General features: G+C 68.2%; 21 protein-coding genes and 2 tRNA genes. 9 read left to right on the top strand and 14 right to left on the bottom strand.

Annotated elements, in window-relative coordinates; genetic code table 11:
* Positions 1-6: 6 nt before the first annotated feature.
* Positions 7-423: an OsmC family protein gene (locus P6897_RS08140; RefSeq protein ID WP_274177861.1), complete on the bottom strand. Its 417-nt coding sequence runs from the start codon at positions 421-423 to the stop codon at positions 7-9.
* 45 nt (positions 424-468) lie between these two features.
* On the opposite strand from P6897_RS08140, the gene P6897_RS08135 reads away from it, so the two are divergent.
* The 5 genes from P6897_RS08135 to P6897_RS08115 all read left to right on the top strand — a co-directional run bounded on the left by P6897_RS08135 (position 469) and on the right by P6897_RS08115 (position 5,639).
* A complete protein-coding gene (locus P6897_RS08135; RefSeq protein WP_274177860.1) occupies positions 469-1,230 on the top strand; it encodes an ATP-binding cassette domain-containing protein in 762 nt (253 codons plus the stop codon).
* Entirely contained in the window at positions 1,227-1,898 is a 672-nt protein-coding gene (locus P6897_RS08130) for an ABC transporter permease subunit (RefSeq protein WP_274177859.1), read from the top strand. Before P6897_RS08135 ends, P6897_RS08130 begins: the two co-directional genes overlap by 4 nt.
* Positions 1,899-1,930: 32 nt before the next feature.
* Complete coding sequence (locus P6897_RS08125; RefSeq protein ID WP_282500957.1) at positions 1,931-2,752, top strand: MetQ/NlpA family ABC transporter substrate-binding protein; 822 nt, start codon at positions 1,931-1,933, stop codon at positions 2,750-2,752.
* 72 nt (positions 2,753-2,824) lie between these two features.
* Positions 2,825-5,404 (top strand): valine--tRNA ligase, encoded by a 2,580-nt coding sequence (valS, locus tag P6897_RS08120; RefSeq protein ID WP_282500956.1) that lies wholly within the window; start codon positions 2,825-2,827, stop codon positions 5,402-5,404.
* 1 nt (position 5,405) lies between these two features.
* The gene (locus P6897_RS08115) at positions 5,406-5,639 is read left to right on the top strand and encodes a hypothetical protein (RefSeq protein ID WP_282500955.1); all 234 of its coding nucleotides are present in this window, start codon (positions 5,406-5,408) and stop codon (positions 5,637-5,639) included.
* Between the two features lie 19 nt (positions 5,640-5,658).
* Here P6897_RS08115 and P6897_RS08110 read toward each other — a convergent pair whose 3' ends face one another.
* Positions 5,659-6,969, bottom strand: coding sequence for an MFS transporter (locus tag P6897_RS08110; RefSeq protein WP_282500954.1), 1,311 nt, complete (start codon positions 6,967-6,969; stop codon positions 5,659-5,661).
* Positions 6,970-6,980: 11 nt separating this feature from the next.
* Positions 6,981-7,604, bottom strand: coding sequence for a helix-turn-helix domain-containing protein (locus P6897_RS08105; RefSeq protein WP_282500953.1), 624 nt, complete (start codon positions 7,602-7,604; stop codon positions 6,981-6,983).
* Between the two features lie 69 nt (positions 7,605-7,673).
* Here P6897_RS08105 and P6897_RS08100 point away from each other — a divergent pair, with 69 nt between their 5' ends.
* Positions 7,674-9,716 (top strand): M3 family metallopeptidase, encoded by a 2,043-nt coding sequence (locus tag P6897_RS08100; RefSeq protein ID WP_282500952.1) that lies wholly within the window; start codon positions 7,674-7,676, stop codon positions 9,714-9,716.
* Here P6897_RS08100 and P6897_RS08095 read toward each other — a convergent pair.
* The 6 genes from P6897_RS08095 to P6897_RS08070 all read right to left on the bottom strand — a co-directional run bounded on the left by P6897_RS08095 (position 9,713) and on the right by P6897_RS08070 (position 14,970).
* Positions 9,713-10,327, bottom strand: coding sequence for a dihydrofolate reductase family protein (locus P6897_RS08095; RefSeq protein ID WP_282500951.1), 615 nt, complete (start codon positions 10,325-10,327; stop codon positions 9,713-9,715). The genes P6897_RS08100 and P6897_RS08095 overlap by 4 nt on opposite strands.
* Positions 10,328-10,381: 54 nt before the next feature.
* Positions 10,382-11,650 (bottom strand): ATP-dependent Clp protease ATP-binding subunit ClpX, encoded by a 1,269-nt coding sequence (gene clpX / locus P6897_RS08090; RefSeq protein ID WP_269266251.1) that lies wholly within the window; start codon positions 11,648-11,650, stop codon positions 10,382-10,384.
* A gap of 171 nt (positions 11,651-11,821) precedes the next feature.
* Complete coding sequence (locus tag P6897_RS08085; protein WP_023950830.1) at positions 11,822-12,487, bottom strand: ATP-dependent Clp protease proteolytic subunit; 666 nt, start codon at positions 12,485-12,487, stop codon at positions 11,822-11,824.
* Between the two features lie 23 nt (positions 12,488-12,510).
* Entirely contained in the window at positions 12,511-13,095 is a 585-nt protein-coding gene (locus tag P6897_RS08080) for an ATP-dependent Clp protease proteolytic subunit (RefSeq protein ID WP_023950833.1), read from the bottom strand.
* Between the two features lie 194 nt (positions 13,096-13,289).
* Positions 13,290-14,825 carry a trigger factor gene (gene tig / locus P6897_RS08075; RefSeq protein ID WP_282500950.1) on the bottom strand — a complete coding sequence of 512 codons (1,536 nt, stop codon included), beginning with the start codon at positions 14,823-14,825 and terminating at the stop codon, positions 13,290-13,292.
* A gap of 71 nt (positions 14,826-14,896) precedes the next feature.
* Positions 14,897-14,970: transfer RNA gene (locus tag P6897_RS08070), tRNA-Pro, on the bottom strand.
* A gap of 134 nt (positions 14,971-15,104) precedes the next feature.
* Between P6897_RS08070 and P6897_RS08065 the strand changes: the two genes are divergently transcribed.
* A tRNA-Gly gene (locus tag P6897_RS08065) sits at positions 15,105-15,175 on the top strand.
* Between the two features lie 38 nt (positions 15,176-15,213).
* On the opposite strand, the gene P6897_RS08060 is transcribed toward P6897_RS08065, so the two are convergent.
* The gene (locus P6897_RS08060; RefSeq protein WP_269266253.1) at positions 15,214-15,750 is read right to left on the bottom strand and encodes a gamma carbonic anhydrase family protein; all 537 of its coding nucleotides are present in this window, start codon (positions 15,748-15,750) and stop codon (positions 15,214-15,216) included.
* 109 nt (positions 15,751-15,859) lie between these two features.
* On the opposite strand from P6897_RS08060, the gene P6897_RS08055 reads away from it, so the two are divergent.
* Positions 15,860-16,345, top strand: coding sequence for a DNA starvation/stationary phase protection protein (locus tag P6897_RS08055; RefSeq protein WP_112614668.1), 486 nt, complete (start codon positions 15,860-15,862; stop codon positions 16,343-16,345).
* Positions 16,346-16,466: 121 nt separating this feature from the next.
* On the opposite strand, the gene P6897_RS08050 is transcribed toward P6897_RS08055, so the two are convergent.
* From P6897_RS08050 to P6897_RS08035, 4 genes are read right to left on the bottom strand one after another with little or no spacing between them, the layout of a single operon-like run.
* Positions 16,467-17,969 carry an amidohydrolase family protein gene (locus P6897_RS08050; RefSeq protein WP_274177850.1) on the bottom strand — a complete coding sequence of 501 codons (1,503 nt, stop codon included), beginning with the start codon at positions 17,967-17,969 and terminating at the stop codon, positions 16,467-16,469.
* Entirely contained in the window at positions 17,966-18,619 is a 654-nt protein-coding gene (locus tag P6897_RS08045; RefSeq protein WP_114589456.1) for an FMN-binding negative transcriptional regulator, read from the bottom strand. The genes P6897_RS08050 and P6897_RS08045 overlap by 4 nt, the downstream gene beginning before the upstream one ends.
* A 4-nt stretch (positions 18,620-18,623) precedes the next feature.
* Entirely contained in the window at positions 18,624-19,631 is a 1,008-nt protein-coding gene (locus P6897_RS08040; protein ID WP_274177849.1) for a DNA-formamidopyrimidine glycosylase family protein, read from the bottom strand.
* Positions 19,631-20,176 (bottom strand): ribose-5-phosphate isomerase, encoded by a 546-nt coding sequence (locus P6897_RS08035; protein WP_112614660.1) that lies wholly within the window; start codon positions 20,174-20,176, stop codon positions 19,631-19,633. The genes P6897_RS08040 and P6897_RS08035 overlap by 1 nt, the downstream gene beginning before the upstream one ends.
* A 112-nt stretch (positions 20,177-20,288) precedes the next feature.
* Here P6897_RS08035 and pepN point away from each other — a divergent pair, with 112 nt between their 5' ends.
* Positions 20,289-22,835 carry an aminopeptidase N gene (pepN, locus tag P6897_RS08030; RefSeq protein WP_274177848.1) on the top strand — a complete coding sequence of 849 codons (2,547 nt, stop codon included), beginning with the start codon at positions 20,289-20,291 and terminating at the stop codon, positions 22,833-22,835.
* Positions 22,836-22,937: the final 102 nt, after the last annotated feature.

The following is a 22,937-nucleotide window of genomic DNA, read 5'->3' as shown; positions in this document are numbered from 1 at the left end:
GCCTCGTCAGGACGCCGACCAGGCCTCGCCGCGTACCTCGGCGAGCGGCGATTCCCGCAACAGGCGCGAGATCGGGCAGCGATCGTGCGCTGCGGCGGCGAGTTCCGCCGCCTCGGAGGCATCCAGCCCCTCGCCGGAGATGAAGGCCGTCACGAGGAACTCGTACCCCGTGCGCCCCTCGGCGTCGCGCAGCTCGACCTCGACCCGCGCCTTCGTGCGGTGGCGGCCCGCCACGATCGCCTGCGCCGTCGCGTTCAGGCACGTCGACCAGGCCAGCGCGAGGAGCTGCTCGGGATTGCTCGCGGCGGTGTCATGGCCCGGCTGCAATGGATTCGACACGGCGACCTCCAGGCCGTCCGGAACGCGGCTGACCCCCGTGCCGCCGTCGTCGTTGAAAGCAGAGGTGCGGTACCGGGTGACCATGGTTCGACTATAGTTGAACGTCGTCCAACTATTAGGGGATGCCCCGTGCCACCGACCGACGCGCCGATCGCCCTCAGCGGCGTGAGCGTCACCTACCCCGGCGGAACCCGCGCTCTCACCGGCGTCGATCTCGCTGTTTCTCCGCGCGAGATCTTCGGAGTCATCGGCGAGAGCGGTGCCGGCAAGAGCACTCTCCTGGCTCTGCTCACCGGCGAGATCAGCGCGACCGCAGGAACCGTGAAGGTGCTCGATCAGGACCCGATCGGTCTCAGTCGGACAGCGCTGCGGGATCTACGCCGGCGGATCGGCGTGGTCTTCCAGGGTGTGCACCTGCTGGCGAATCGCACCGTCCGTCAAAACGTCCTGCTCGCCCTCGAACTGCGCGACCGCCGGGACCGCCTGAGTGTGAATGAGCGACGCGCCGCGGTCGACGAGACGCTGCGTTTCGTCGGTCTCGGTGGTCGCGAGGATGCGTACCCGTCTGAGCTCAGCGGCGGTCAGCGTCAGCGCGTGGGGATCGCCCGCGCGCTCGTGGGCCGGCCCGAGGTCCTGCTCTGCGACGAGCCGACCTCCTCGCTCGACGCCACCACGACCGACGGCGTCCTCGCGCTCCTCCGCGAGGCCCGGGACCGGTTCGGAACGACAGTGGTCGTCGTGACGCACGATCTCGCCGTCGTGCGGCGCGTCTGCGACCGCGTCGCGCTGTTCGAGGACGGGCGTCTGCGCGACATCCTGCACGTCGAACCCGGATCGGATCTGGGCCGGGAGAGCTACCTCGACCGCGCCCGGCGGGAGCTGGGCGCATGACCGGCCTGGTCGAATCACTCGAGCGCCGCGGCGGAGACCTGCTCGAGGCGCTCGGCGAGACCGGATACATGCTCCTCGTCTCGCTGGCCGCAGCGGTGGTCCTCGGGCTCCCCCTCGGGATGCTCGTGTACCTGACGCGGCGGGGCGGCGCTGCGCCGAACCGGTTCGTGTGGTGGATCGGAAACCTCTTCATCAACGTCGTGCGCTCCTTCCCGTTTCTCCTCCTGGTCGTGTTCCTCGTGCCGGTGACACGTCTCGTCTACGGGACGACATTCGGCACTCCTGCGGCGACGTTCTCGCTCTGCTTCGTCGCGGTCGCGATCTACGCACGACTCGTCGAGCAGATTCTGCGCGAGATCAGCCCGGGCATCCCCCGGGTCGCGCGCACGATGGGAGCGACCCTGCCTCAGACGATCCGGCGCTTCCTGCTTCCCGAGGCCGTTCCCGGCCTCGTCTACGCGCTGACCTCGGCGACGATCAGTCTGCTGTCGTATTCCACCGTGCTCGGTGTGGTCGGCGGTGGCGGCATCGGCGACTTCGCGCTGCGCTACGGCTACCAAGAGTACGACTATCCGCTGATGTACTTCACGATCGCCGTCATCCTCGTCGTCGTGCTGGTCATCCAGTCGGCCGGTCACCGCCTGTCGATCCGACTCGATCACCGTTGACCCTCGTCCACCCGCTCTCACAAGGAGAACCCATGCCCGTTCGCACCCTTCGCACCCGCATCGCCTCGGCGGCCGTCGCCACCTTCGCGGTCGCCGGACTCCTCGCCGGCTGCGCCGGCTCGCCCGGAGACACGGATTCCGGGGTCACGACGCTCCGCGTAGGCGCGGTGACCGCCCCCGCGACGGACATCGTCGAGGCCGCCGGAGCCGCGATCGCCGACGGGTACGAGATCGAGCTCGTTCCGGTGTCGGACTACGTCACGATCAACAACATGCTCGCTGCCGGCGACATCGATGCGAACTTCTCGCAGCACGAGCCGTACATGACGGAGTTCAACGAGAAGAACGGGGCATCGCTCGAGGCGGTCCAACCCGTCTACAACTTCGTCATCGCCTTCTACTCGAAGACGCTGACCGACATCGGCCAGCTCCCCGACGGTGCCACGGTCGCCATCCCGAACGACTCGTCGAACACCGCGCGTGCGCTCAAGCTGCTGGCCGACGCCGACATCATCGACCTCGCCCCCGGCATCGACCCGTACACAGCGACCCTCGACGACGTCGCGGAGAACCCGAAGAACATTCAGTTCCTGTCGCTGGAGATCAACCAGTTGAACACGGCGTACGACGAGGCCGACCTGGTCTTCCAGTGGCCGTCGCACATCGCCGCGCTCGGCCTCACGCCGCAGGACGACGGCCTGCTCACCGAACTCGACGACCGCTTCGCGCTTCAGCTCGTGGTCCCCTCGGCTGAGGCGGATTCCCCTGCCACGAAGGCACTCATCGACGCGTTCACGAGCGACGAGGTGCGAAAGGTCATCGACGGCAACGAGACCATCGAAGCCGCCTTCTGACCCCCGGTAGACTCGGACGACGCACACTCAGGCACGCTCACACAGTGCCGCACATATCGTCGAGGAGTTCCCATGACAGCGCACATTCCCGAGAAGCCCGCTCTGGAAGGCCTCGAGCAGAAGTGGGGCGCCGCGTGGGCCGAGCAGGGCACCTACCTGTTCGACCGCGCGCGTGCCGCGAAGACCGGCCGCGGCGGCGTCTTCTCCGTCGACACGCCTCCCCCGACGGCATCCGGGTCGCTGCACATCGGCCACGTCTTCTCGTTCACCCACACCGACCTCAAGGTGCGATTCGAGCGCATGCGCGGGAAGAGCGTCTTCTACCCGATGGGCTGGGACGACAACGGCCTGCCCACCGAGCGCCGCGTCCAGAACTACTACGGCGTGCGCTGCGACCCGACTCTCCCCTACGACGAGTCGTTCGTCCCGCCGTTCGAGGGCGGCGACAACAAGTCGAGCCGTGCCGCCGACCAGGTGCCCATCAGCCGTCGCAACTTCATCGAGCTGTGCGAGAAGCTGACGATCGAGGACGAGAAGCAGTTCGAGTCGCTCTTCCGCCAGCTCGGGCTCTCCGTCGACTGGACCCAGACGTACCGGACGATCTCGGACGAGACCATCCGCACCAGCCAGCTCGCGTTCCTGCGCAACCTCGAGCGCGGCGAGGCCTACCAGGCGCTGGCCCCCACGCTGTGGGACATCGACTTCCGCTCCGCCATCGCGCAGGCCGAGCTCGAGGATCGCGAGCAGCAGGCGTCGTATCACCGCATCGCGTTCCACAAGACCGACGGCAGCGGCGACATCCACATCGAGACGACGCGGCCCGAACTGCTTCCGGCGTGTGTCGCCCTCGTGGCGAACCCCGATGACGAGCGCTACCAGCCCTACTTCGGCAAGACCGTCCGCACGCCGCTCTTCGACGTCGAGGTGCCGGTCCTCGCCCATCACCTCGCTCAGCCCGACAAGGGCTCGGGAATCGCGATGATCTGCACGTTCGGCGACGTCACCGACATCATCTGGTGGCGCGAGCTCGACCTGCCCAACCGCACGATCCTCGGCCACGACGGTCGCATCGTGGCCGAGGCGCCTGACGTCATCGTCACGGATGGCGCACGCGCGGCCTACGCCGAGCTGGCGGGCAAGACCGTCTTCAGCGCCAAGAAGCGCGTGGTGGAGTTGCTGCAGGAATCGGGCGAGCTGCTCGAGGTGTCGAAGCCCTTCAGCCACCCGGTGAAGTTCTTCGAGAAGGGCGATCGCCCGCTCGAGATCGTCTCGACCCGTCAGTGGTACCTGCGCAACGGTGCCCGCGACGAAGAGTTCCGGGCGCGCCTCATCTCGCTCGGTCAGGAGATGTCGTGGCACCCCGACTTCATGCGGGTGCGCTACGAGAACTGGACCAACGGTCTCACCGGCGACTGGCTCGTCTCCCGTCAGCGCTTCTTCGGCGTACCGATCCCGATCTGGTACGGCCTCGATAAGAACGGCGAACGCGATTACGAGCGCGTCATCACCCCCGATGCCGCCCAGCTCCCGATCGACCCGACCACCGATGTCCCTCCGGGATACACCGCCGAGCAGCGCGGCGTGCCCGGCGGATTCGACGCCGAGCGCGACATCTTCGACACTTGGGCGACGTCGTCGCTGACCCCGCAGCTCGCGGGCGGGTGGCAGCGCGACGAGGAGCTGTGGCAGCTCGTCGCGCCGTTCGATCTGCGGCCGCAGGGGCAGGACATCATCCGCACCTGGCTGTTCTCCACGATGCTCCGCAGCGCTCTCGAAGACGGCCGCGCACCGTGGTCGGATGCCGCGATCTCCGGCTTCATCGTCGACCCCGACCGCAAGAAGATGTCGAAGTCGAAGGGAAACGTCGTCACCCCCGCCGACATCCTCGCCCAGCACGGCACGGATGCGGTCCGCTACTGGGCCGCGTCGAGTCGCCTCGGTTCCGACGCCGCGTTCGATCCGCAGAACCCCACGCAGGTGAAGATCGGCCGCCGTCTCGCCATCAAGGTGCTGAACGCCGCGAAGTTCGTGCTGTCGTTCCCCGTGCCCGAGGGCGCGGCGGTGACCCACGACCTCGACGCCGCCATGCTCGCAACGCTCGACCGTGTGATCGTCGATGCCACGCGGGCGTTCGAGGCCTACGACCACGCTCGCGCGCTCGAGATCACGGAAGCGTTCTTCTGGACCTTCTGCGACGACTACCTCGAGCTCGTCAAGGAGCGCGCGTACGACCGCTCCGACGCCGGTCAGGCGTCGGCGGCGCTGGCACTGCGACTCGCGCTGTCGTCGCTGCTGCGTCTGCTCGCCCCGGTGCTCGCCTTCGCCGCAGAGGAGGCATGGTCGTGGTTCGAGGAGGGCTCCGTGCACACCGCGCCGTGGCCGGAAGCGAGCGGCATCGACGGCGACCCGGCCGTTCTCACCGCGGCCAGCGCCGCGCTCATCGGCATCCGCCGGGCGAAGACGGAAGCCAAGGCCTCGCAGAAGACCCCCGTCTCGGTACTGACGCTGCGCGCGGATGCCGCGACGATCGAGCGACTGCGCCGCGCGGAGGGCGACCTGAAGGCGGTCGGACGCATCGCCGAGCTCGAGCTCCTCGACAGTGACGGCGACCTGGTCGTGGAGCGCGTCGAGCTCGCGCCTCAGGAGGCGTGAGATGCGTTTGGGAACGCGGTGGACCAGTGGCGATGAGCCGCCCGTCTCGCTGCCGGCCGCTTTCCGCGACCGGGTTCGCGCGGTCGACGGCGGGCTCGACGCAGATCCGCGTCCGAACTGGACTCTGACCTGGCTCGAGGGACGCCCCGTGGCCGAGCTCGAGACCGGTGTCGTGGTCTCGCTCGACGCCGCCGGTGAACCGGTCGTCGGTCAGATCGACGACGACGAGTTCTGACGCCCCGCTCTCCCGCCGCTCACTCCGACGCGGCGGGAGAGCTTTGCGCGGACGCGGAGCGGATGAGGCGCGTGCACGCGGCCGTCGCGGTGAGGCAGACAGCGCCCGCAGCGATGAACGGCAGCCGCAGGTCGATCGACGCGACCAGGCCGCCCAGGATCGTCGCCACGGGGAAGAGTCCCCAGGTGAGCGTCCGGATGATGCCCAGAGTGCGCCCGAACAGCGCCGGCGGGATGATCTGCTGCCGCAGCGCACCCCACGGGACATTCCACACCGACACCGCGAACGCCATGCCCGCGTAGGCGACGACCGCGACGACGATTCCGGGGGCGAACCCGACGGCGACCATGCACGCTGCGGCGGCGAGGTTCGCGCCCCACATGACGTTGCCTCGGCCCCAGCGGGCGACCATGCGCGCAGCGAGGAGTGAGCCCGCGAGCGCACCGACCCCGACACCCGCTGTGACGAACCCGATGGCGAACTCGGGTACCCAGTGGACATCGAGGAAGTAGAGCAGCGTCGGAGCCTGCGCGAAAGCGAAGGCGCAGCCGACGACCGACGTGAACACGACCAGGGCACGCAGGAACCGATGGCGCCAGAGGTAGCGCAACGCTTCCCCGGCGGGAACGGCGACGTCCGGTGCTGCCGGCAGGGGCTCGGGGACGGCGCCGGCGACGACGTCGCCCTGATCCGCGCCGATGACGTCCGAAGCCCGTGAACGCGCCGCGGCCAGCGGGAGAAGGAGCGCCAGCGCGATCGGCACCAGGTAACCCGCGGCGCCGAGCCACAGCGGTAGTGCGAGCGAGACGGCGAAGAGAACGCCGGCGACGGGCTGCGCTACGAAGCTGTCGATGGTGATCTGCGCGGCCTGGATGCGCCCGTTGGCCCGATCGAGCTGATCCCGCTCGACGACGCTCGGAATGATCGCGTTGGTCGCGTTGTCGAACAGGGTCTCGCCGAAGCCGAAGACGAGCGTGCCCACGAGCAGCCACACGATGTCGAGACTGCCCGTGACCGTGAGCACGGCCAGACCGACCGCGGCCGCGCCGCGCACGCTGTTCGCCAACGCCATGACACGGCGCCGGTCGAACCGATCGACGATGACGCCGGCAGGCACCCCGAAAACGAGCCACGGGAGGAAGGCGGCCGCGCCGAGCAACGAGATCAGCAGCGGGTCGCGCGTGAGTGTCGTGGCGATCAGGGGCACCGCCGTGCGGCCCAGGCCGTCCGCGAGGTTGCTGAACGCGGCGGCGGTCCACAGTCGCGAGAAATCGCGCCCGAGCGGACGGGGGCGCCCGGACTCGGGTGGGCGGATCCGGGAGACGGTCACGCTGGTCATCGTCAGTCGCTCTCTGTCGTGATCGGAAACGCCTCGGCGCGCAGCGAGACGATGCGGTGTTCGGAGGACGAATTCGGGCCGGGGTCCGGGTCAACGCGGTACTCGTCGACGACGTCGTCGATGACTCTTTGGATACGCGCGTTGACCTCGCGGAGCTGCTCGACCGTCAGCGAGACGGTGGCCGAGGTGATGAGCGCGTTCTCGGCCCATGGGTCGAGTTCCTCGCGCAACGTGCTCTCCACGAAGCGCATGAGCTGCTCGTGTCGACGATCGAGGAACTCGCCCATGACGACCTGGGTCGCGGCGCGGCCCGCCGGCGTCCGCATCGTGTCCGCACCCGGGAACGAGACGCCGCCGGTGGGCCGTTCCCACCATCGCTCGCGCGCCGTGCCCCGATCGGGGATCTCGCGAATGAGGTCGTGCTTCGCGAGAGCGCGCAGGTGGTAGCTCGTCGAACCGGACGAATCCCCCGTCATCGCCGCGAGCGAGCTGGCCGTCTGAGGGCCTTGCTGACTCAGGATGTCGTAGAGACGCACGCGCACGGGGTGAGCGAGGGCACGGAGCGCGCCCGAGTCGAGCGTGCGGATGTCGCGAGGCGTCCGCTTCTCGGCGTTGTCTTCGGTCATGGGTCCAAAGATAGCTTTGCAAGCATCTCTTTGCAACATAGTCTTTGGAACACATCGTAGGCTTGTGCCATGTCGGCATCTTCGAATTCCCTTCTCACCGCCTCGTCACTCGCGTGGGGCCTCCCCGACTACCGCGAGATCGACGTCAATGACTACCTGCCCGCCTTCCGCGAGGCCTTCGCTCAGCAGCGGCGCGAGATCGACGCGATCGCCGGCAGCACCGAGCCTCCGACGTTCGAGAACACGGTCGTGGCATGGGAAGAGAGCGGCCGGCTTCTGGGCGACGTAGCGCGCGTCTTCTACACGGTCAGCTCTGCGGACGCCACTCCCGCGGTGCAGGCCGTCGACGAAGAGCTCGCCCCGCTGATGTCTGCGCACTCCGACGCGATCCTCCTCGATCCCCGCCTGTACGACCGGATCGAGCGCCTGCACGCGAGCCGCGATGATCTCGGACTCACGGCCGAGCAGCGCTACCTGCTGGAGCGGCGGTTCATCCAGATGACCCACGCCGGCGCCGGGCTCGACAGCAGCGCTAAGCAGCGACTGACCGAGCTCAACAGCCGACTGTCCGTTCTCACGACGACCTTCGAGAAGAACCTCCTCGCCGATACGAACGATCTGGCCGTGGTGTTCGAGTCGCGGGAGGAGCTCGACGGGCTGAGCGAGGGTGAGATCTCCGCCGCCGCGCGCGCGGCTGCCGATCGCGGGCGACCGGAGGCCTACGTCATAACCCTGACACTGTTCACGGGCCACCCGGCGCTCGCCTCGCTCACGAACCCGCGGTCCCGCCGCCGCATCCTCGAGGCCTCGCGCGCTCGCGGCTCCCGGCCCGGCCGCCACGACAACCGCCCCGTGCTGCTCGAAATCGTCCGCCTCCGCGCCGAGCGCGCGGAACTGCTCGGCTTTCCCTCGCACGCGGCCTACGTCACCTCCGATCAGACGGCGGGCAACCCGGAAGCGGTGTCCGCGCTGCTGCGCCGGCTCGCCGGTCCTGCTGCACGCAACGCACAGCGTGAGAAGGTGGCCCTGCAGGAGGTCGTGGACGGCGCCGAGGTCGGGCCGGAGGATTGGGCATTCGCAACCGAGCGCGTGCGCGCGAGCACGCTCGACATCGACACGGCCGCGCTGCGCCCATGGTTCGAGGCCGAACGAGTGCTGCGCGACGGCGTCTTCTTCGCCGCGACACGTCTCTACGGGATCACGTTCCGTGAGCGCGATGACCTGCCTGCCTACCACGAGGACGCGCGTGTGTTCGAGGTCTCGAACGAGGACGGCTCCCACCTCGGACTGTTCGTGCTCGACCTCTACACGCGCGACACCAAGCGCGGTGGTGCATGGATGAACTCCATCGCCTCCCAGTCGGCGCTACGAGGGACGACTCCGATCGTCGTCAACAACCTGAATGTCCCGAAGCCCTCCCCCGGCACCCCGACGTTGCTGACGCTCGACGAGGTGACGACGCTCTTCCACGAGTTCGGGCACGCGCTGCACGGCTTGTTCGCCACGGTCACCTACCCGACCTTCGCCGGCACCAGCGTTTTCCGCGACTTCGTCGAGTTTCCCAGCCAGGTCAACGAGATGTGGATCTACCGACCCGAGGTGCTGGCGAACTACGCCCGACACGTCGACACCGGTGAGCCGCTCGCCTCGGACGTCGTCGAGCGCCTCGAAGCCTCGGGGACCTTCAACCAGGGATTCGCCACGAGCGAGTATCTCGCCGCCGCATGGCTGGACCTCGCATGGCACTCGCTCAGCGCGGAGGATGCAGCAGCTGTCACCGACGTCGCAGCCTTCGAAGCCGCAGCCCTCGCCGACATCGGACTCGACGACCCCGCTGTACCGACACGCTATTCGTCCGCATACTTCGCACACATCTTCTCGGGTGGCTACAGCGCCGGGTATTACTCCTACATCTGGAGCGAGGTTCTCGACGCCGACACCGTCGAATGGTTCGAGGAGAACGGTGGGCTGACCCGCTCGAACGGGGATCGCTTCCGTCAGCGCCTCCTCGGCGTCGGCGGTTCGAAGGATCCGCTCGAGGCATACCGTGACTTCCGGGGCCGTGACGCCCGCATCGAGCCGTTGCTCGCACGCCGCGGGCTGAGCGCCTAGGTCGCGTCTGCGGCGAGGAGTCCGTCGGCGGGAGCGCTTCGCGCGTCGCGCCCACCAACGGGGATCACGTCGTAGACCAGGCGCGCGAACGCTCCCACCCGCTCTGCTGAGCGCAACGAGAGCCGGTCCGACTCGATGCGACGCGGAAGCAGGGGCGCTCCCCCGCCCAACGTCACGGGCGCAATGGAGACCGCGATCTGGTCGAGCGCACCGGCGTCGAGGAACTGACCGGCCAGGTCGCCACCGCCGACGACCCACACATCGTGCCCCGCAGCGGCCTCTCGGATATGCGCAAGCGCATCGGACACGGGCCCGGACACGAATCTGACGTCTGCGCCCGCCGGACGCGGAAGCTCGCGTGTCGTGAACACGAAGGTCGGCCGATCGCCGTGGAACTCCTGCCATCGCTCAGGATGGGCGAGGAGGTCGGACTCGGCGAGTACCCACTCGTAGGTCGTGGACCCCTCGACGAGCACGCCCGCGTTCTCCGGGAGCAGACTCGCGTCGGGCTCGTCGCCACCGTCGACCGCGAACAGCCAGGAGAGCGAGTTCGCGCCGTCGGCGATGAAGCCATCGAGCGAGCTCGCCGTGTCGAAGATGATGCGTCCCATATCGGCAGGTTAACCGGGACCTCGGACACCTCCGCAGGCGTCGCGGCTCGGTCGTCAGGCGCTCTTGCGCTTCTGCCGCAGGACGAGCGTGGGCGGAGCGCCGTCATCGACGGCGGCCCGGGTCACGATCACCTTGTCGACATCGTCGGCCGACGGGATCTCGAACATGATGGGGCCGAGAACGTCTTCGAGGATGGCGCGCAGGCCGCGGGCACCGGTCTTGCGCGCCACGGCGAGATCGGCGATCGCGCGCAGCGCCTCGTCTTCGAACTCGAGCTCTACGCCGTCGAGTTCGAACATGCGCTGGTACTGCTTGACGAAGGCGTTCTTCGGACCGGTGAGGATCTCGATGAGCGCCTTCTGGTCGAGCGGCGCGACAGACGTGACGACGGGGAGACGGCCGATGAACTCGGGGATGAGACCGAACTTGTGCAGGTCTTCCGGCTCGACCTCGCGGAAGAGGTCGAGTTCCTTGTCCTTCTCCTGCAACGGGGCGCCGAAGCCCACGCCGTGCTTGCCGACACGGGACGAGATGATCTCCTCGAGGCCGGCGAACGCGCCCGCGACGATGAACAGCACGTTGGTCGTGTCGATCTGGATGAACTCCTGGTGCGGGTGCTTGCGTCCACCCTGCGGCGGAACCGACGCCACCGTCCCCTCCAGGATCTTCAGCAGAGCCTGCTGCACGCCCTCGCCCGACACGTCGCGCGTGATCGAGGGGTTCTCCGCCTTGCGTGCGATCTTGTCGACCTCGTCGATGTAGATGATGCCGGTCTCCGCACGCTTGACGTCGAAGTCCGCCGCCTGCAGAAGCTTGAGCAGGATGTTCTCGACATCCTCACCGACATAGCCCGCCTCGGTGAGCGCGGTCGCATCGGCGACGGCGAAAGGCACGTTGAGGCGTTTCGCGAGCGTCTGCGCCAGGTACGTCTTGCCACAGCCGGTGGGACCGAGCAGCAGGATGTTGCTCTTGGCGATCTCGACGTCGTCGGCGCGCTGTTCGGCGGGTTGGAGGGTCGAGTGTGCCCGCACGCGCTTGTAGTGGTTGTAGACCGCGACCGAGAGCGCACGCTTCGCCGGGTCCTGCCCGACGACGTACTCCTCGAGGAAGGAGAAGATCTCGCGCGGCTTGGGGAGGTCGAACTCGGCGACCGACTCGTCGCCTGACTCGGCCATGCGCTCTTCGATGATCTCGTTGCACAGCTCGACGCACTCGTCGCAGATGTAGACGCCGGGTCCTGCGATCAGCTGCTGGACCTGCTTCTGACTCTTTCCGCAGAACGAGCACTTGAACAGGTCGGCACTCTCACCGATGCGAGCCATGTACCCCTCCTGGATGCCGGAAACCATCGCTCACCTGAGAACGTGGTGCTCCGAGCCTAACCTCTCCCGCAGACATCCCCGCGGATTTGCGAGCCCTTCGAGTCGAACCGCCCCCACGACGCGTATGGCCCCGGCTCGTCGCCGGGGCCATACGCTGTGAACTCGCCTCGCTCAGGAGGTGATCGCGGCGGGGGTCCGCTTGCGCGATGTCAGCACCTGGTCGACGATGCCGTACTCCATCGCCTCGTGTGCCGAGAGGATCTTGTCGCGGTCGATGTCCTTATTGACCTGCTCCTGCGTGCGGTTGGTGTGGCGCGCCATGGTCTCCTCGAGCCACGTGCGCATGCGCAGGATCTCGGCCGCCTGGATCTCGATGTCCGACGCCTGACCGTGACCGGCCTCGCCGACGGCGGGCTGGTGGATGAGGATGCGGGCGTTCGGAAGCGCGAGCCGCTTGCCCGGGGCGCCGGCGGCGAGCAGGACGGACGCCGCCGAAGCCGCCTGACCGAGCACCACCGTCTGAATCTGGGGCGACACGTACTGCATGGTGTCGTAAATCGCGGTCATGGCGGTGAACGATCCACCGGGCGAGTTGATGTACATGATGATGTCGCGGTCCGGGTCCTGCGACTCGAGCACGAGCAGCTGGGCCATCACGTCATCAGCCGATGCGTCGTCGACCTGGACGCCGAGGAAGATGACGCGGTCCTCGAACAGCTTGTTGTACGGGTCCTGGCGCTTGTAGCCGTAGGCGGTGCGCTCCTCGAACTGCGGCAGGATGTACCGGCTCGAGGGCATCGCCGCACCGTGGGGAAGGCCGAAGGCGGGTGTGTTCATCGTTGTCTTTCTCCTTCGGTCGATCAGTTCTCGGTGCCGCCGCCGCCGACGACGTCAGTGGCCGACTCGCGGATGTGGTCCACGAAGCCGTACTCGAGCGCCTCCTGAGCGGTGAACCACCGGTCGCGGTCGCCATCGGCGTTGATCTGCTCGACGGACTTGCCCGTCTGGGCCGCGGTGATCTCGGCGAGACGACGCTTCATGTCGAGGATCAGCTGCGCCTGCGTCTGGATGTCGCTGGCCGTGCCGCCGAACCCGCCGTGCGGCTGGTGCAGCAGAACCCGGGCGTTGGGCGTGATGTAGCGCTTGCCCTTCGTGCCGGCGGTCAGGAGCAGCTGCCCCATGGACGCGGCCATGCCGATGCCGACGGTGACGATGTCGTTCGGAACGAACTGCATCGTGTCGTAGATCGCCATTCCGGCCGTGATCGAGCCGCCCGGCGAGTTGATGTAGAGGTAGATGTCCTTCTCGGAGTCCTCGGCGGCGAGCAGGAGGATCTTCGCGCAGATCTCGTTCGCGTTCTCGTCGCGCACCTCCGACCCGAGCCAGATGATGCGGTCCTTGAGCAGTCTGTCGAAGACGCTTGTTGCGATGAGGGGGTCAGCCATGTGTGCTCCTGATCCGAAGTTTCGTGACGTGTCGAATCTACCGACGCCGCCGCATGCGCCTGACCGTGTTCGCCGTGGGCATAGCCCGTGTCACCGCCGTCCCTGATGCGGAGCATCTGTCGGGCAGAGCAGAAGGGGCGGATGCCGCAGCATCCGCCCCTTCTGCCGGTCGGGCGACCGTCGCGATCAGGAGATCACTCGGCGGCAGCCTCGTCGGCGGCCTTCTTCTTGGCGGGGGCCTTCTTGGCCGGCGCCTTCTTGGCAGGAGCCTTCTCGTCGGCGGCGGGAGCGTCGTCGGCGGCATCCGCCTTCTTCTTAGCGGGCGCCTTCTTGGCAGGCGTCTTCTTGGCCGGCTTCTCCTCCGCCTCGGCGGCGTCGGCATCGGCGTCGGCGGCCTCGTCGGCGATCTCCTGCGCCTCCTCGACGACCTCGTCGGCGGCGGACTCCTCGCCCTCGACGGTGATGAAGCCGGTCAGGTCGACCGAATTCCCGTCGGTGTCGACGACCGTGACCTTGCCCAGGGCGATCGCGAGGGCCTTGTTACGGGCGACCTCGCCGACCATCACCGGAAGCTGGCCGTTCTGCTGGAGCGCGTTGACGAAGTCCTGCGGGGCCATCCCGTACTGCGCAGAGGCCTGGGTCAGGTACTGGGTCAGCTCGTCCTGCGAGACCTGGACCTCGTGCGTCTCGGCGATCTTGTCGAGCACCATCTGCGTGCGGAACTGCTTCTCGCTCGCCTCGGTGACCTCGGCACGGTGCGCGTCGTCCTCCAGACGACCCTCGCCCTCGAGGTGCGCGTGAACCTCGTCCTCGACCAGTCCGGCCGGAACCGGGATCTCGACCTTCTCGAGGAGCGCGTCGACAAGCTTCTCGCGCGCGGCAGCGCCCTGCGTGAACAGGCTCTGCTGCGAGACGCGCTCGACAAGGCTCTCGCGCAGCTCGGCGATGGTGTCGAATTCGCTCGCCATCTGCGCGAAGTCGTCGTCGGCCTCGGGGAGCTCGCGCTCCTTGACAGCCTTGACCGTGACGGCGACCTCGGCCTCCTCGCCGGCGTGGTCGCCGCCGACGAGCTTGGAACGGAACGTGGTGTCCTCACCAGCGGTGAGCGACTCGATGGCCTCGTCGATGCCCTCGAGGAGCTCGCCCGAGCCCACCTCGTACGACACACCCTCGGCGCGGTCGATCTCGTTGCCGTCGATCGTCGCGACGAGGTCCAGCTCGACGAAGTCGCCCTTCGCGGCAGGACGGTCGACGGTGACGAGCGTGCCGAAACGGCCGCGCAGGCGGTCGAGCTCCTCGTCGATGGCGGCGTCGTCGGTGGCGACGGGCTCGACCTCGATGGTGATGTCCGCGTAGGCGGGAAGCTCGAACTCGGGACGCACGTCGACCTCGACCTCGACCTTCAGGTCGCCCGAGAAGTCCTTGTCGCTGGGCCAGTCGACGACCTCGGCCGACGGACGCCCGAGGACGCGCAGCTCGTTCGCGGTGACGGCTTCGCGGTAGAAGCCGTCGAGGCCCTCGCTGACCGCGTGCTCGATGACCGCACCGCGGCCGACACGCTGGTCGATGATGGGAGCGGGCACCTTGCCCTTGCGGAAGCCGGGAATCTGCACGTCCTGAGCGATGTGCTCGTACGCGTGGGTGATGCTCGGCTTCAGCTCGTCCGGGCTGACCGTGATGTGGAGCTTCACCCGCGTGGGGCTGAGCGTCTCGACGGTGCTGGTGACCATGCCTGTCGTTCTCCTTTATCCGGCCGCGCACATGCGCGTCCGTTCGGTGGTCTGGGTTCGTGGGGCCGTTGTCGGGGCGACAGGATTTGAACCTGCGGCCTCCCGCTCCCAAAGCGGGCGCTCTACCAAGCTGAGCTACGCCCCGGGCGCGCAGCACACGTGCGTCGGAAAACGGCCGTGGTCAGTCTAGCCGACGGAGTCCGCTAGACTGTTCGAGTTGCCAGCGCTGGACATGGTTCTCAGCGTGACGGCGATCCACATCCGATCCAGGTCGGATGCGGGGCTGTAGCTTAGTGGTAAAGCCTCTGTCTTCCAAACAGATGATGCGAGTTCGATTCTCGTCAGCCCCTCCGATGCTCCTCCTCGTCTTCGTACGCGGAGGAGCTCTTCATTCAGCGCAACGGGCGCCGTGATCGGTGGCCAGCTGCAGGTATGTCGCGGCGTTCCCGTGAAGCCCGCCCCGTTCGTCCTCCGTGAGCGCCCGGCGGACCTTCGCCGGCACCCCGGCGACGAGGGAACCGGCGGGGATCACGGTTCCCTCGAGCACGACCGCTCCCCCGGCGACGAGAGATCCGGCTCCGATCACCGCACCGCTGAGGATCGTGCTGTTCATCCCGATGAGGCAGCCGTCCTCCACCGTGCACCCGTGGACGACGGCGTTGTGGCCGATCGAGACGTCGTCGCCGATCTTCGCGGGCGACCCCGCGTCGACGTGGATCACGACGCCGTCCTGGACGTTGCTGCGATCTCCGATCACGATGCGCGACCGATCACCGCGGATCACCGCGTTGTACCAGACGCTCGACATCTCGCCGATGACCACGTCACCGACCAGTCGCGCCCCGTCCGCGACGAACACCGTCGGATGCAGGCGGGGCCGAGACTCTCCGAGAGACACGAGGGATGCGGACGAGGCGACGGGCATGGCCTCACGTTACCCCTGGTGAGCCCAGCCTTCTCTTGCTTGCGGAATGTTCCGGCGTGAGTAGCGTTTGGACAGATGCAGGCCACGACCTGCCAGAAGGAGCGCAGACATGACCGACACCAACATCACCACTCCCGCCCTCACCGCCGACCCCGAGGTCGCCGCCGCTGCCGCGCAGTTCCTCACCCCGGTCGTGCACAAGATGCAGGCGCTCGTCGTCAACGGCAAGCAGGCGCACTGGAACGTCCGCGGCTCGAATTTCATCGCGATCCACGAGTTGCTCGACACGGTGGTCGCCCACGCCCAGGACTACGCCGACACCGCCGCTGAGCGCATCGTCGCCCTCGGCCTGCCCGTCGACTCGCGCGTCTCGACCATGGCCGAGAAGACCAGCACCGCCGTGCCCGCCGGGTTCGCGCAGTGGCAGGACGAGATCAAGGCCATCGTCTCCGACATCGACGGGGCGCTCGTCGACCTTCAGAACGCCATCGACGGTCTCGACGAGGTCGACCTCACGAGCCAGGACGTCGCGATCGAGATCAAGCGCGGCGTCGACAAGGATCGCTGGTTCCTCCTCGCACACCTCGCCGAGTAATCCTCAGCGCCGAACGGGGCGGTGATCGCGACGAGGGCAGCTGGACGCTTCCCACCGATCACCGTCCCGTTTCGCCGTCCCGTTTCGCCTTCCCGGGACGCGTGCCCCGAAAGAACGCGATTCAACCGATGTGCGTGATCCGGCCGCCGAGGAGGGTCGCCGTCACGCCGGTTCCGCGCAGAGCGCCGGGCGTGTCGGCGGCGAGAGGGTCACGGTCGACGATGGCCAGATCCGCGATGTCTCCGGGCGCGATCGCCGAGCCGGTCTGCGACCCACCCGCCGTTGAGGCTGCGAGGGCGACTGCAGCCGCGATTCGCTGATGCGGACGCCAGGGATCGCGCTCGTCACGCGTACGGAACACCGCGTCCGACATCGTGGTCCAGGGATCGAGACGGGCCACCGGCGCGTCCGAACCGAGCAGCAGGTTGGCTCCGGCCTCGACGAGCTCCCGCATCGGGTAGCCGACGGCCGTCTGCCCCGCCCAGAACTCCTCCGCCATGTCGCGATCATCGACGGCATGCGAGGGCTGCACACTCGCGCCGATGCCGAGGCGGGCGAACCGCGGGATGTCGGCGTGAGCGACGAGCTGAGCGTGCTCGATGGTCCCGGTGGCTCCCGTCATCGCGAAGGCGTCGAGGGCGTGCGAGTTCGCGACGTCGCCGATCGCGTGCACCGCGCAGGAGATGCCGGCCCCCGTTGCGCGCCGCATCAGCTCGACGAGCTCGGCAGGCGGCACGGTCATGACTCCGAAGTCGTGCTCGGCGTTCGGATAGTGGTGCGAGCACGCCGCCGTCCGGGTGCCGAGTGAGCCGTCGGTGATGACCTTGAATGGCCCCATCCGCACGAGCCCCGCCGGATCTATCGCGTCGCCGGTCTGCAGTCCCGCTGAAATCGCTCGATCCAGCATGCTGGCGTAGACACCGAACGACACGCGCACCGCGTCGTAACCGCGAGCCAGCCTGCGATCCCAGTCCTCCGCGTTCCATGCCATGTCCAGGTCGACGATGCCGACCACGCCGCGGGCGGATGCCGCGGACATCGCCTCGATCACCGCGGCATCCGCGACCGCCGTGTCGAGGGCGTTCAGGCGGCGGGAGATCTCGAACGCGGGCTCCTCGCGCAGCACCCCGTCGGCCGCCGACATCCCCTCACGCCGGAGCGCGGCGCTGTTGAGCCAGACGCTGTGGACATCGGAGTTGATCAGATAGGTGGGCGCGTCGCCCGTGGTCGCGTCGAGCAGTGCGAGCGAGGGCCGATCAGGCCAGAGCGCGTCGCGGAAACCCGAGCCGACGCGGCGACCGTCGAGCTCCAGTCCCGCTCGACCCATGACCGCCGCCGCCTCGGCAGCGCTCACGATGCCCTCGAGGTCGACGCGGCGCGCCGCCAGGGCCCACTGCACGGTGTGAACGTGGTGGTCCCAGAGTCCGGGGATCAGCCAGCCCCCACCACCGTCGAGAACGACCCCGCGTCGCGGGAGGGCGCCCGCAGGCGCGATGTCGACCACGACATCACCCGCGACGTGCACGTCGACCAGATCGGCACCGAACGGATCCGTGCGCCCCGGGCCGGTCAGTCGGACGTCCGCGACGATGTCCACTGTCTCGCCCGGCGCTGCGAGGTTCACGACCGATCCTCGCGGGCGGCGCGCATCGCCTCGTGAGCCCGGCGCATCTCCGTCGCCAGCCGGGGGTCGGCATACGGTGTGGCGGCCTGCTCGAGCTCGGCGATGATGGTGTCGACCACGGCATCCGGCCGATTCTGGCTGAGCTTGCGTTTAGCCTCGACTCGGGCCGGTGAGAGACGGAATCCGACGGTCCCCCGCTCGAGACGCCGGACGAAGTCCTCATCGTTCGGCGCGGCCCACATGCCCCGTGGCGCACCCAGGCCCGACTCGAACCGGTCGACGAGGCGCTCGAGCACACGCAGGTTCTCTTCCGGCGCGAGGATCTCGGGCACGCCGGAGAGATGAACCGAGACGTAGTTCCAGGTGGGGACGGCAGGCACGTCGCCGTACCACTGAGGCGACACGTACCCGTGCGGCCCCTGCACCACGACGAGCAGCTCGCCGCCACCGAGGCCGTGGATCACGTCATCCGGGCGCCCGACGTGCCCCACGATCGTGAGGTCGTCGCGTTCGTCGTCCAGGAGCACGGCGTAGTGCGACGCGACGAGTCCGTCGGTGCCCGCACTGACGATCGTGACCCACGGGTTCTCGTCGATCACACGGCGCAGCTCGACGACATCCGTCATCGCGAAGCTGGGATTCTGTCTCATGCGCTCACCTCTGGCAGTTCGGGCACCAGTACAACTTGCGTGACGCCATCTCCTCGAGGACGATCGACGTTCCGCACACGCGGCAGGGCAGGCCCGCCCGGTGATACACCCAGTGCCGGTCGTCACGATGGGCCATCGCCCGGCGCCATGCCTCGGGATCGAGATCGTCCATCGTCATCATCTGCCCCGTCTCGACGCCGATCGCGAGGAGCCGTACCCAGTCGCGCCAGAGCTCTCGGACGGTCTCCGCCGGCACGTCGCGGCCCGGCGTGTGCGGGTTCAGGCGTGCGCGGAACAGCATCTCCGCGCGATAGACGTTGCCGATTCCGCTGACCACGCTCTGGTCCATGAGAAGCAGACCGATCGCCGTCGGCTTGCGGCGGACGGTCGCGGCGAATCGCTCCTCGCCCTCCGTCACGTCATCCACGAGCGGATCGGGCCCGAGCTTCGCGATCGTCGCCTGAACCTCTTCCGGTGTCTGCAGCTGACAGGCGGTCGGTCCGCGAAGGTCGGCACAGGTCACGTCTGTGAGCAGGCGCAGGCGCACCTGACCGACGACGGGCGGCGGCCATCCCCCGTCTTCGGCAGCACCGTCGTCACCGAGCCCCGTGGTCTGTTCGCTCATGCGGACTCGTCCGCGGGCTCGTCGCGGCGCACCGATCGAGCTGAGGGAGTTCTCTCCGGCGGCGTCGTAGATCGGCGCGATCTCTGTGCCGCGCTGATTCGTATGTCCCATCCGTCCGTTCGCGGACGCGATCGTGGGGTCGACGACGATCTCGCCGGCGAAATCCCACGCGCCATACATCCCCAGGTGGACGCGCAACCAGACGTCGTCCTCGAACGCGAGGAACATCTGCTTGCCGACCGCCCGCGCCTCGATCGCCTCGCGACCGTCGAGCACCGCCGCGCCCTCGACGAACCGCCCTTGCGGGCTCGACGCGGCGACGACGCGGCCGACGACGTTGCGCTCGAACTGGCGGGCGATCCGGTGGACGGAATGGCCCTCGGGCATCAGCCCGCTTCCGGATCGAACGAGTCGGTGGCGGGCAGCGGCGACGTGGTGCCGCCGTCGACCGCGCGCGGGTCGGGCAGCAGGCTGCCGTCGGCTTCGTAGGCGGCGAGCTGGGCGATACGTCGCGCGTGGCGCTCCTCCCCGCTGAAGGGCGTCGCGATGAAGCGGTCGATGAAGGTGACCGCCTCGTCGAACGTGTGCTGGCGCGCGCCGATGGCGATGACATTGGCGTCGTTGTGCTCCCGCGCGAGCTCGGCCGTCGGGATGTTCCAGACGAGTGCTGCGCGTGCACCATGCACCTTGTTCGCCGCCATCTGCTCGCCGTTGCCGGACCCGCCGAAGACGACGCCGAGCGCCTCGACGCCCGCCTGCTGATCCCGGACGACGGCCTCCGCCGCACGGATGCAGAAGGCGGGGTAGTCGTCTACCGGGTCGTATTCGATCGGGCCGTGGTCGACGACATCGTGACCCGCTTCGGCGAGGTGGTGCTGGAGCTGAGTGGAGAACTCGAGACCGGCGTGGTCGGTCGCGATATGGATGCGCATGGCACCATCCTATGAACGTGCGAGCCCCGAAAGCGTAGGCTGGCACGGTTGCCGTCGGCGCCAGCAGCGCGCGGCCCCGAATCCTCACCCCGACCCTGGGAGCAGAACGCACGTGCCTGGAGAGAACCTCACCCGCATCGAGGCGCAGGAGCGCCGCGCGATCGTCGACACGCAGAGCTACGACATCGCCCTCGATCTGACCGTCGGCGCGGAGATCTTCCGCTCGCGCACGGTCATCCGTTTCGCCGCCGCCGAGGGCGCCTCGACCTTCGTCGATCTGATCGCCCGCGATGTCCGGGAGATCACCCTCAACGGCCGGGCGATCGACCCCTCGGCATTCAGCGATTCCCGCATCGCACTCGACGGTCTCGCGGCGCAGAACGAGCTCATCGTCGATGCGGACTGCCTCTACACGAACACCGGCGAGGGCCTGCACCGCTTCGTCGACCCCGTCGACGGCGAGGTCTACCTGTACTCGCAGTTCGAGGTTCCCGATTCGCGTCGTGTCTTCGCGGTGTTCGAGCAGCCCGACCTCAAGGCAGAGTTCCGCTTCACGATCACGGCCCCCGCCAAGTGGAAGGTCGTCTCCAACTCCCCCACACCCGAGCCCGTGCCCGGCGACGGCGGGACGGCCACGTGGGCCTTCGAGCCGACTCCCCGGATCTCCTCGTACATCACCGCTCTCGTCGCGGGCCCGTATGAGCAGGTCTTCTCCGAGCTCACGAGCGCCGACGGGCGCGTGATCCCCCTCGGCGTCTACGCGCGCAAGAGCCTGTGGCAGTACCTCGACGCCGACTACGTCTTCGAGAAGACACGTCAGGGCTTCGCCTACTTCGAGGAGAAGTTCGGCGTCCCCTACCCCTTCGCGAAGTACGACCAGCTCTTCGTGCCGGAGTTCAACGCCGGCGCCATGGAGAACGCGGGCGCCGTGACCTTCACCGAGACCTACGTCTTCCGTTCCAAGGTCACCGATGCGGTGAAGGAACGCCGTGTCGTGACCATTCTTCACGAGCTCGCCCACATGTGGTTCGGCGACCTCGTCACGATGAAGTGGTGGAACGACCTCTGGCTCAACGAGTCGTTCGCCGAATGGGCGTCGACGATCGCGACGGCCGAGGCGACCGAGTGGACCGAGGCCTGGACGACCTTCAACGCAATGGAGAAGACCTGGGCCTACCGCCAGGATCAGCTTCCGTCGACGCACCCGGTCGTCGCCCGCATCAACGACCTCGAGGATGTCCAGGTCAACTTCGACGGCATCACGTACGCCAAGGGCGGCTCGGTTCTCAAGCAGCTCGCCGCGTGGGTCGGCGTCGAAGCCTTCTTCGCCGGTGTCTCGGCGTACTTCCAGAAGCACGCGTGGGGCAACACGGAGCTCTCCGATCTTCTCGTCGAACTCGAGGCCACGAGCGGTCGCGAGCTCGAGACCTGGTCGAAGAAGTGGCTCGAGACGGCCGGCGTGAACACGCTCGAACCGGAGATCGTCACGGATGCCGACGGGATCATCACCCGTTTCGCCATCGTGCAGACGGCACCCGCCGACTACCCGACGATCCGTCCGCACCGCCTCGGCGTCGGCTTCTACTCCCTCCAGGGCGGCACGCTCGTGCGCACGCACCACGTCGAGCTCGACGTGGACGGCGATCTGACCGAGGTGCCGGAGCTGAAGGGTCGCGCGCAGCCCGACCTGGTCCTCCTGAACGACGAGGACCTCGCGTACGCCAAGATTCGCCTCGACGAGCGCTCGCTCCGTACGGCGGTCGAGCACCTCGCGAAGATCAGCGACCCGCTCGCGCGCTCCCTCGTCTGGGGCGCTGCGTGGGACCAGACCCGAGACGCGGAGGCATCCGCGACCGAGTACATCGACCTGGTTCTCCGCAACATCGGCACCGAGACCGAGTCCACCACGGTGCGCACGACGCTCGGACAGCTCCAGCTCGCAGCGAACTCGTACGTCGATCCGCAGACCCGGGATGCCGCGCGTGCCCGCGTCGCCGACGGGCTGTGGGAACTCGCTCAGCAGGCCGAGGCGGGCAGCGACAGCCAGCTGCAGTTCGTGACCGCCTTCGCGTCGGCCGCATCGACCGACGCCCACGCCGACGTCGTCCGCGCCCTGCGATCGGGCGACACCGTTCTCCCGGGGCTGGAGATCGACGCCGACCTCTCGTGGGCGCTCCTGGTATCGCTCGCCGCGTCGGGCGCCGTCTCGGCGGCGGACATCGACGCCGCGCTTGCGGCCGACAACACCGCGAAGGGCGGTGAATTCGCGGCGCAGGCCCGGGCGGCGCTCCCGACGGCCGACGCGAAGAAGGCCGCGTGGGCATCGCTCATCGAGAACGACGATCTGCCCAACACCGTTGTACGTTCGGCGGCTGCCGGCTTCACCCACCCGGCGGGCGTGGCGCACCTCGGCGCCTTCGTCGACGAGTACTTCCGGATGCTGCTGCCGATCTGGGAGTCGCGCACCTACCAGATCGCGCAGTACCTCATCGTCGGCCTGTACCCGGCGGCCCTCGCCAACGCCGAGCTGCGCGACGCGACCCGCTCGTGGCTCTCGGAGAACGCAGAGGCCCCGGCTGCGCTCCGCCGACTTGTCGCCGAGAACCTCGCGGGCGTCGAGCGGGCGCTCGCTGTGCAGGAGCGCGACGCGCAGGACTGACGTCATCCGCAATGCTGATGGGCGTCGTACTCCGGTACGACGCCCATCAGCATTCTCGGCACTCCCGGCGGACGACAGCGGGATGCGCCCGTCGATAGCGTG

Origin of the sequence: Microbacterium sp. BDGP8, from assembly GCF_029991045.1 — a bacterium.
In the GTDB taxonomy this organism is placed as follows: Bacteria; Actinomycetota; Actinomycetes; order Actinomycetales; family Microbacteriaceae; genus Microbacterium; species Microbacterium plantarum.
The sequence above is the reverse complement of the archived record's forward strand: the minus strand, read 5'-3'. Positions and strand labels throughout refer to the sequence as shown.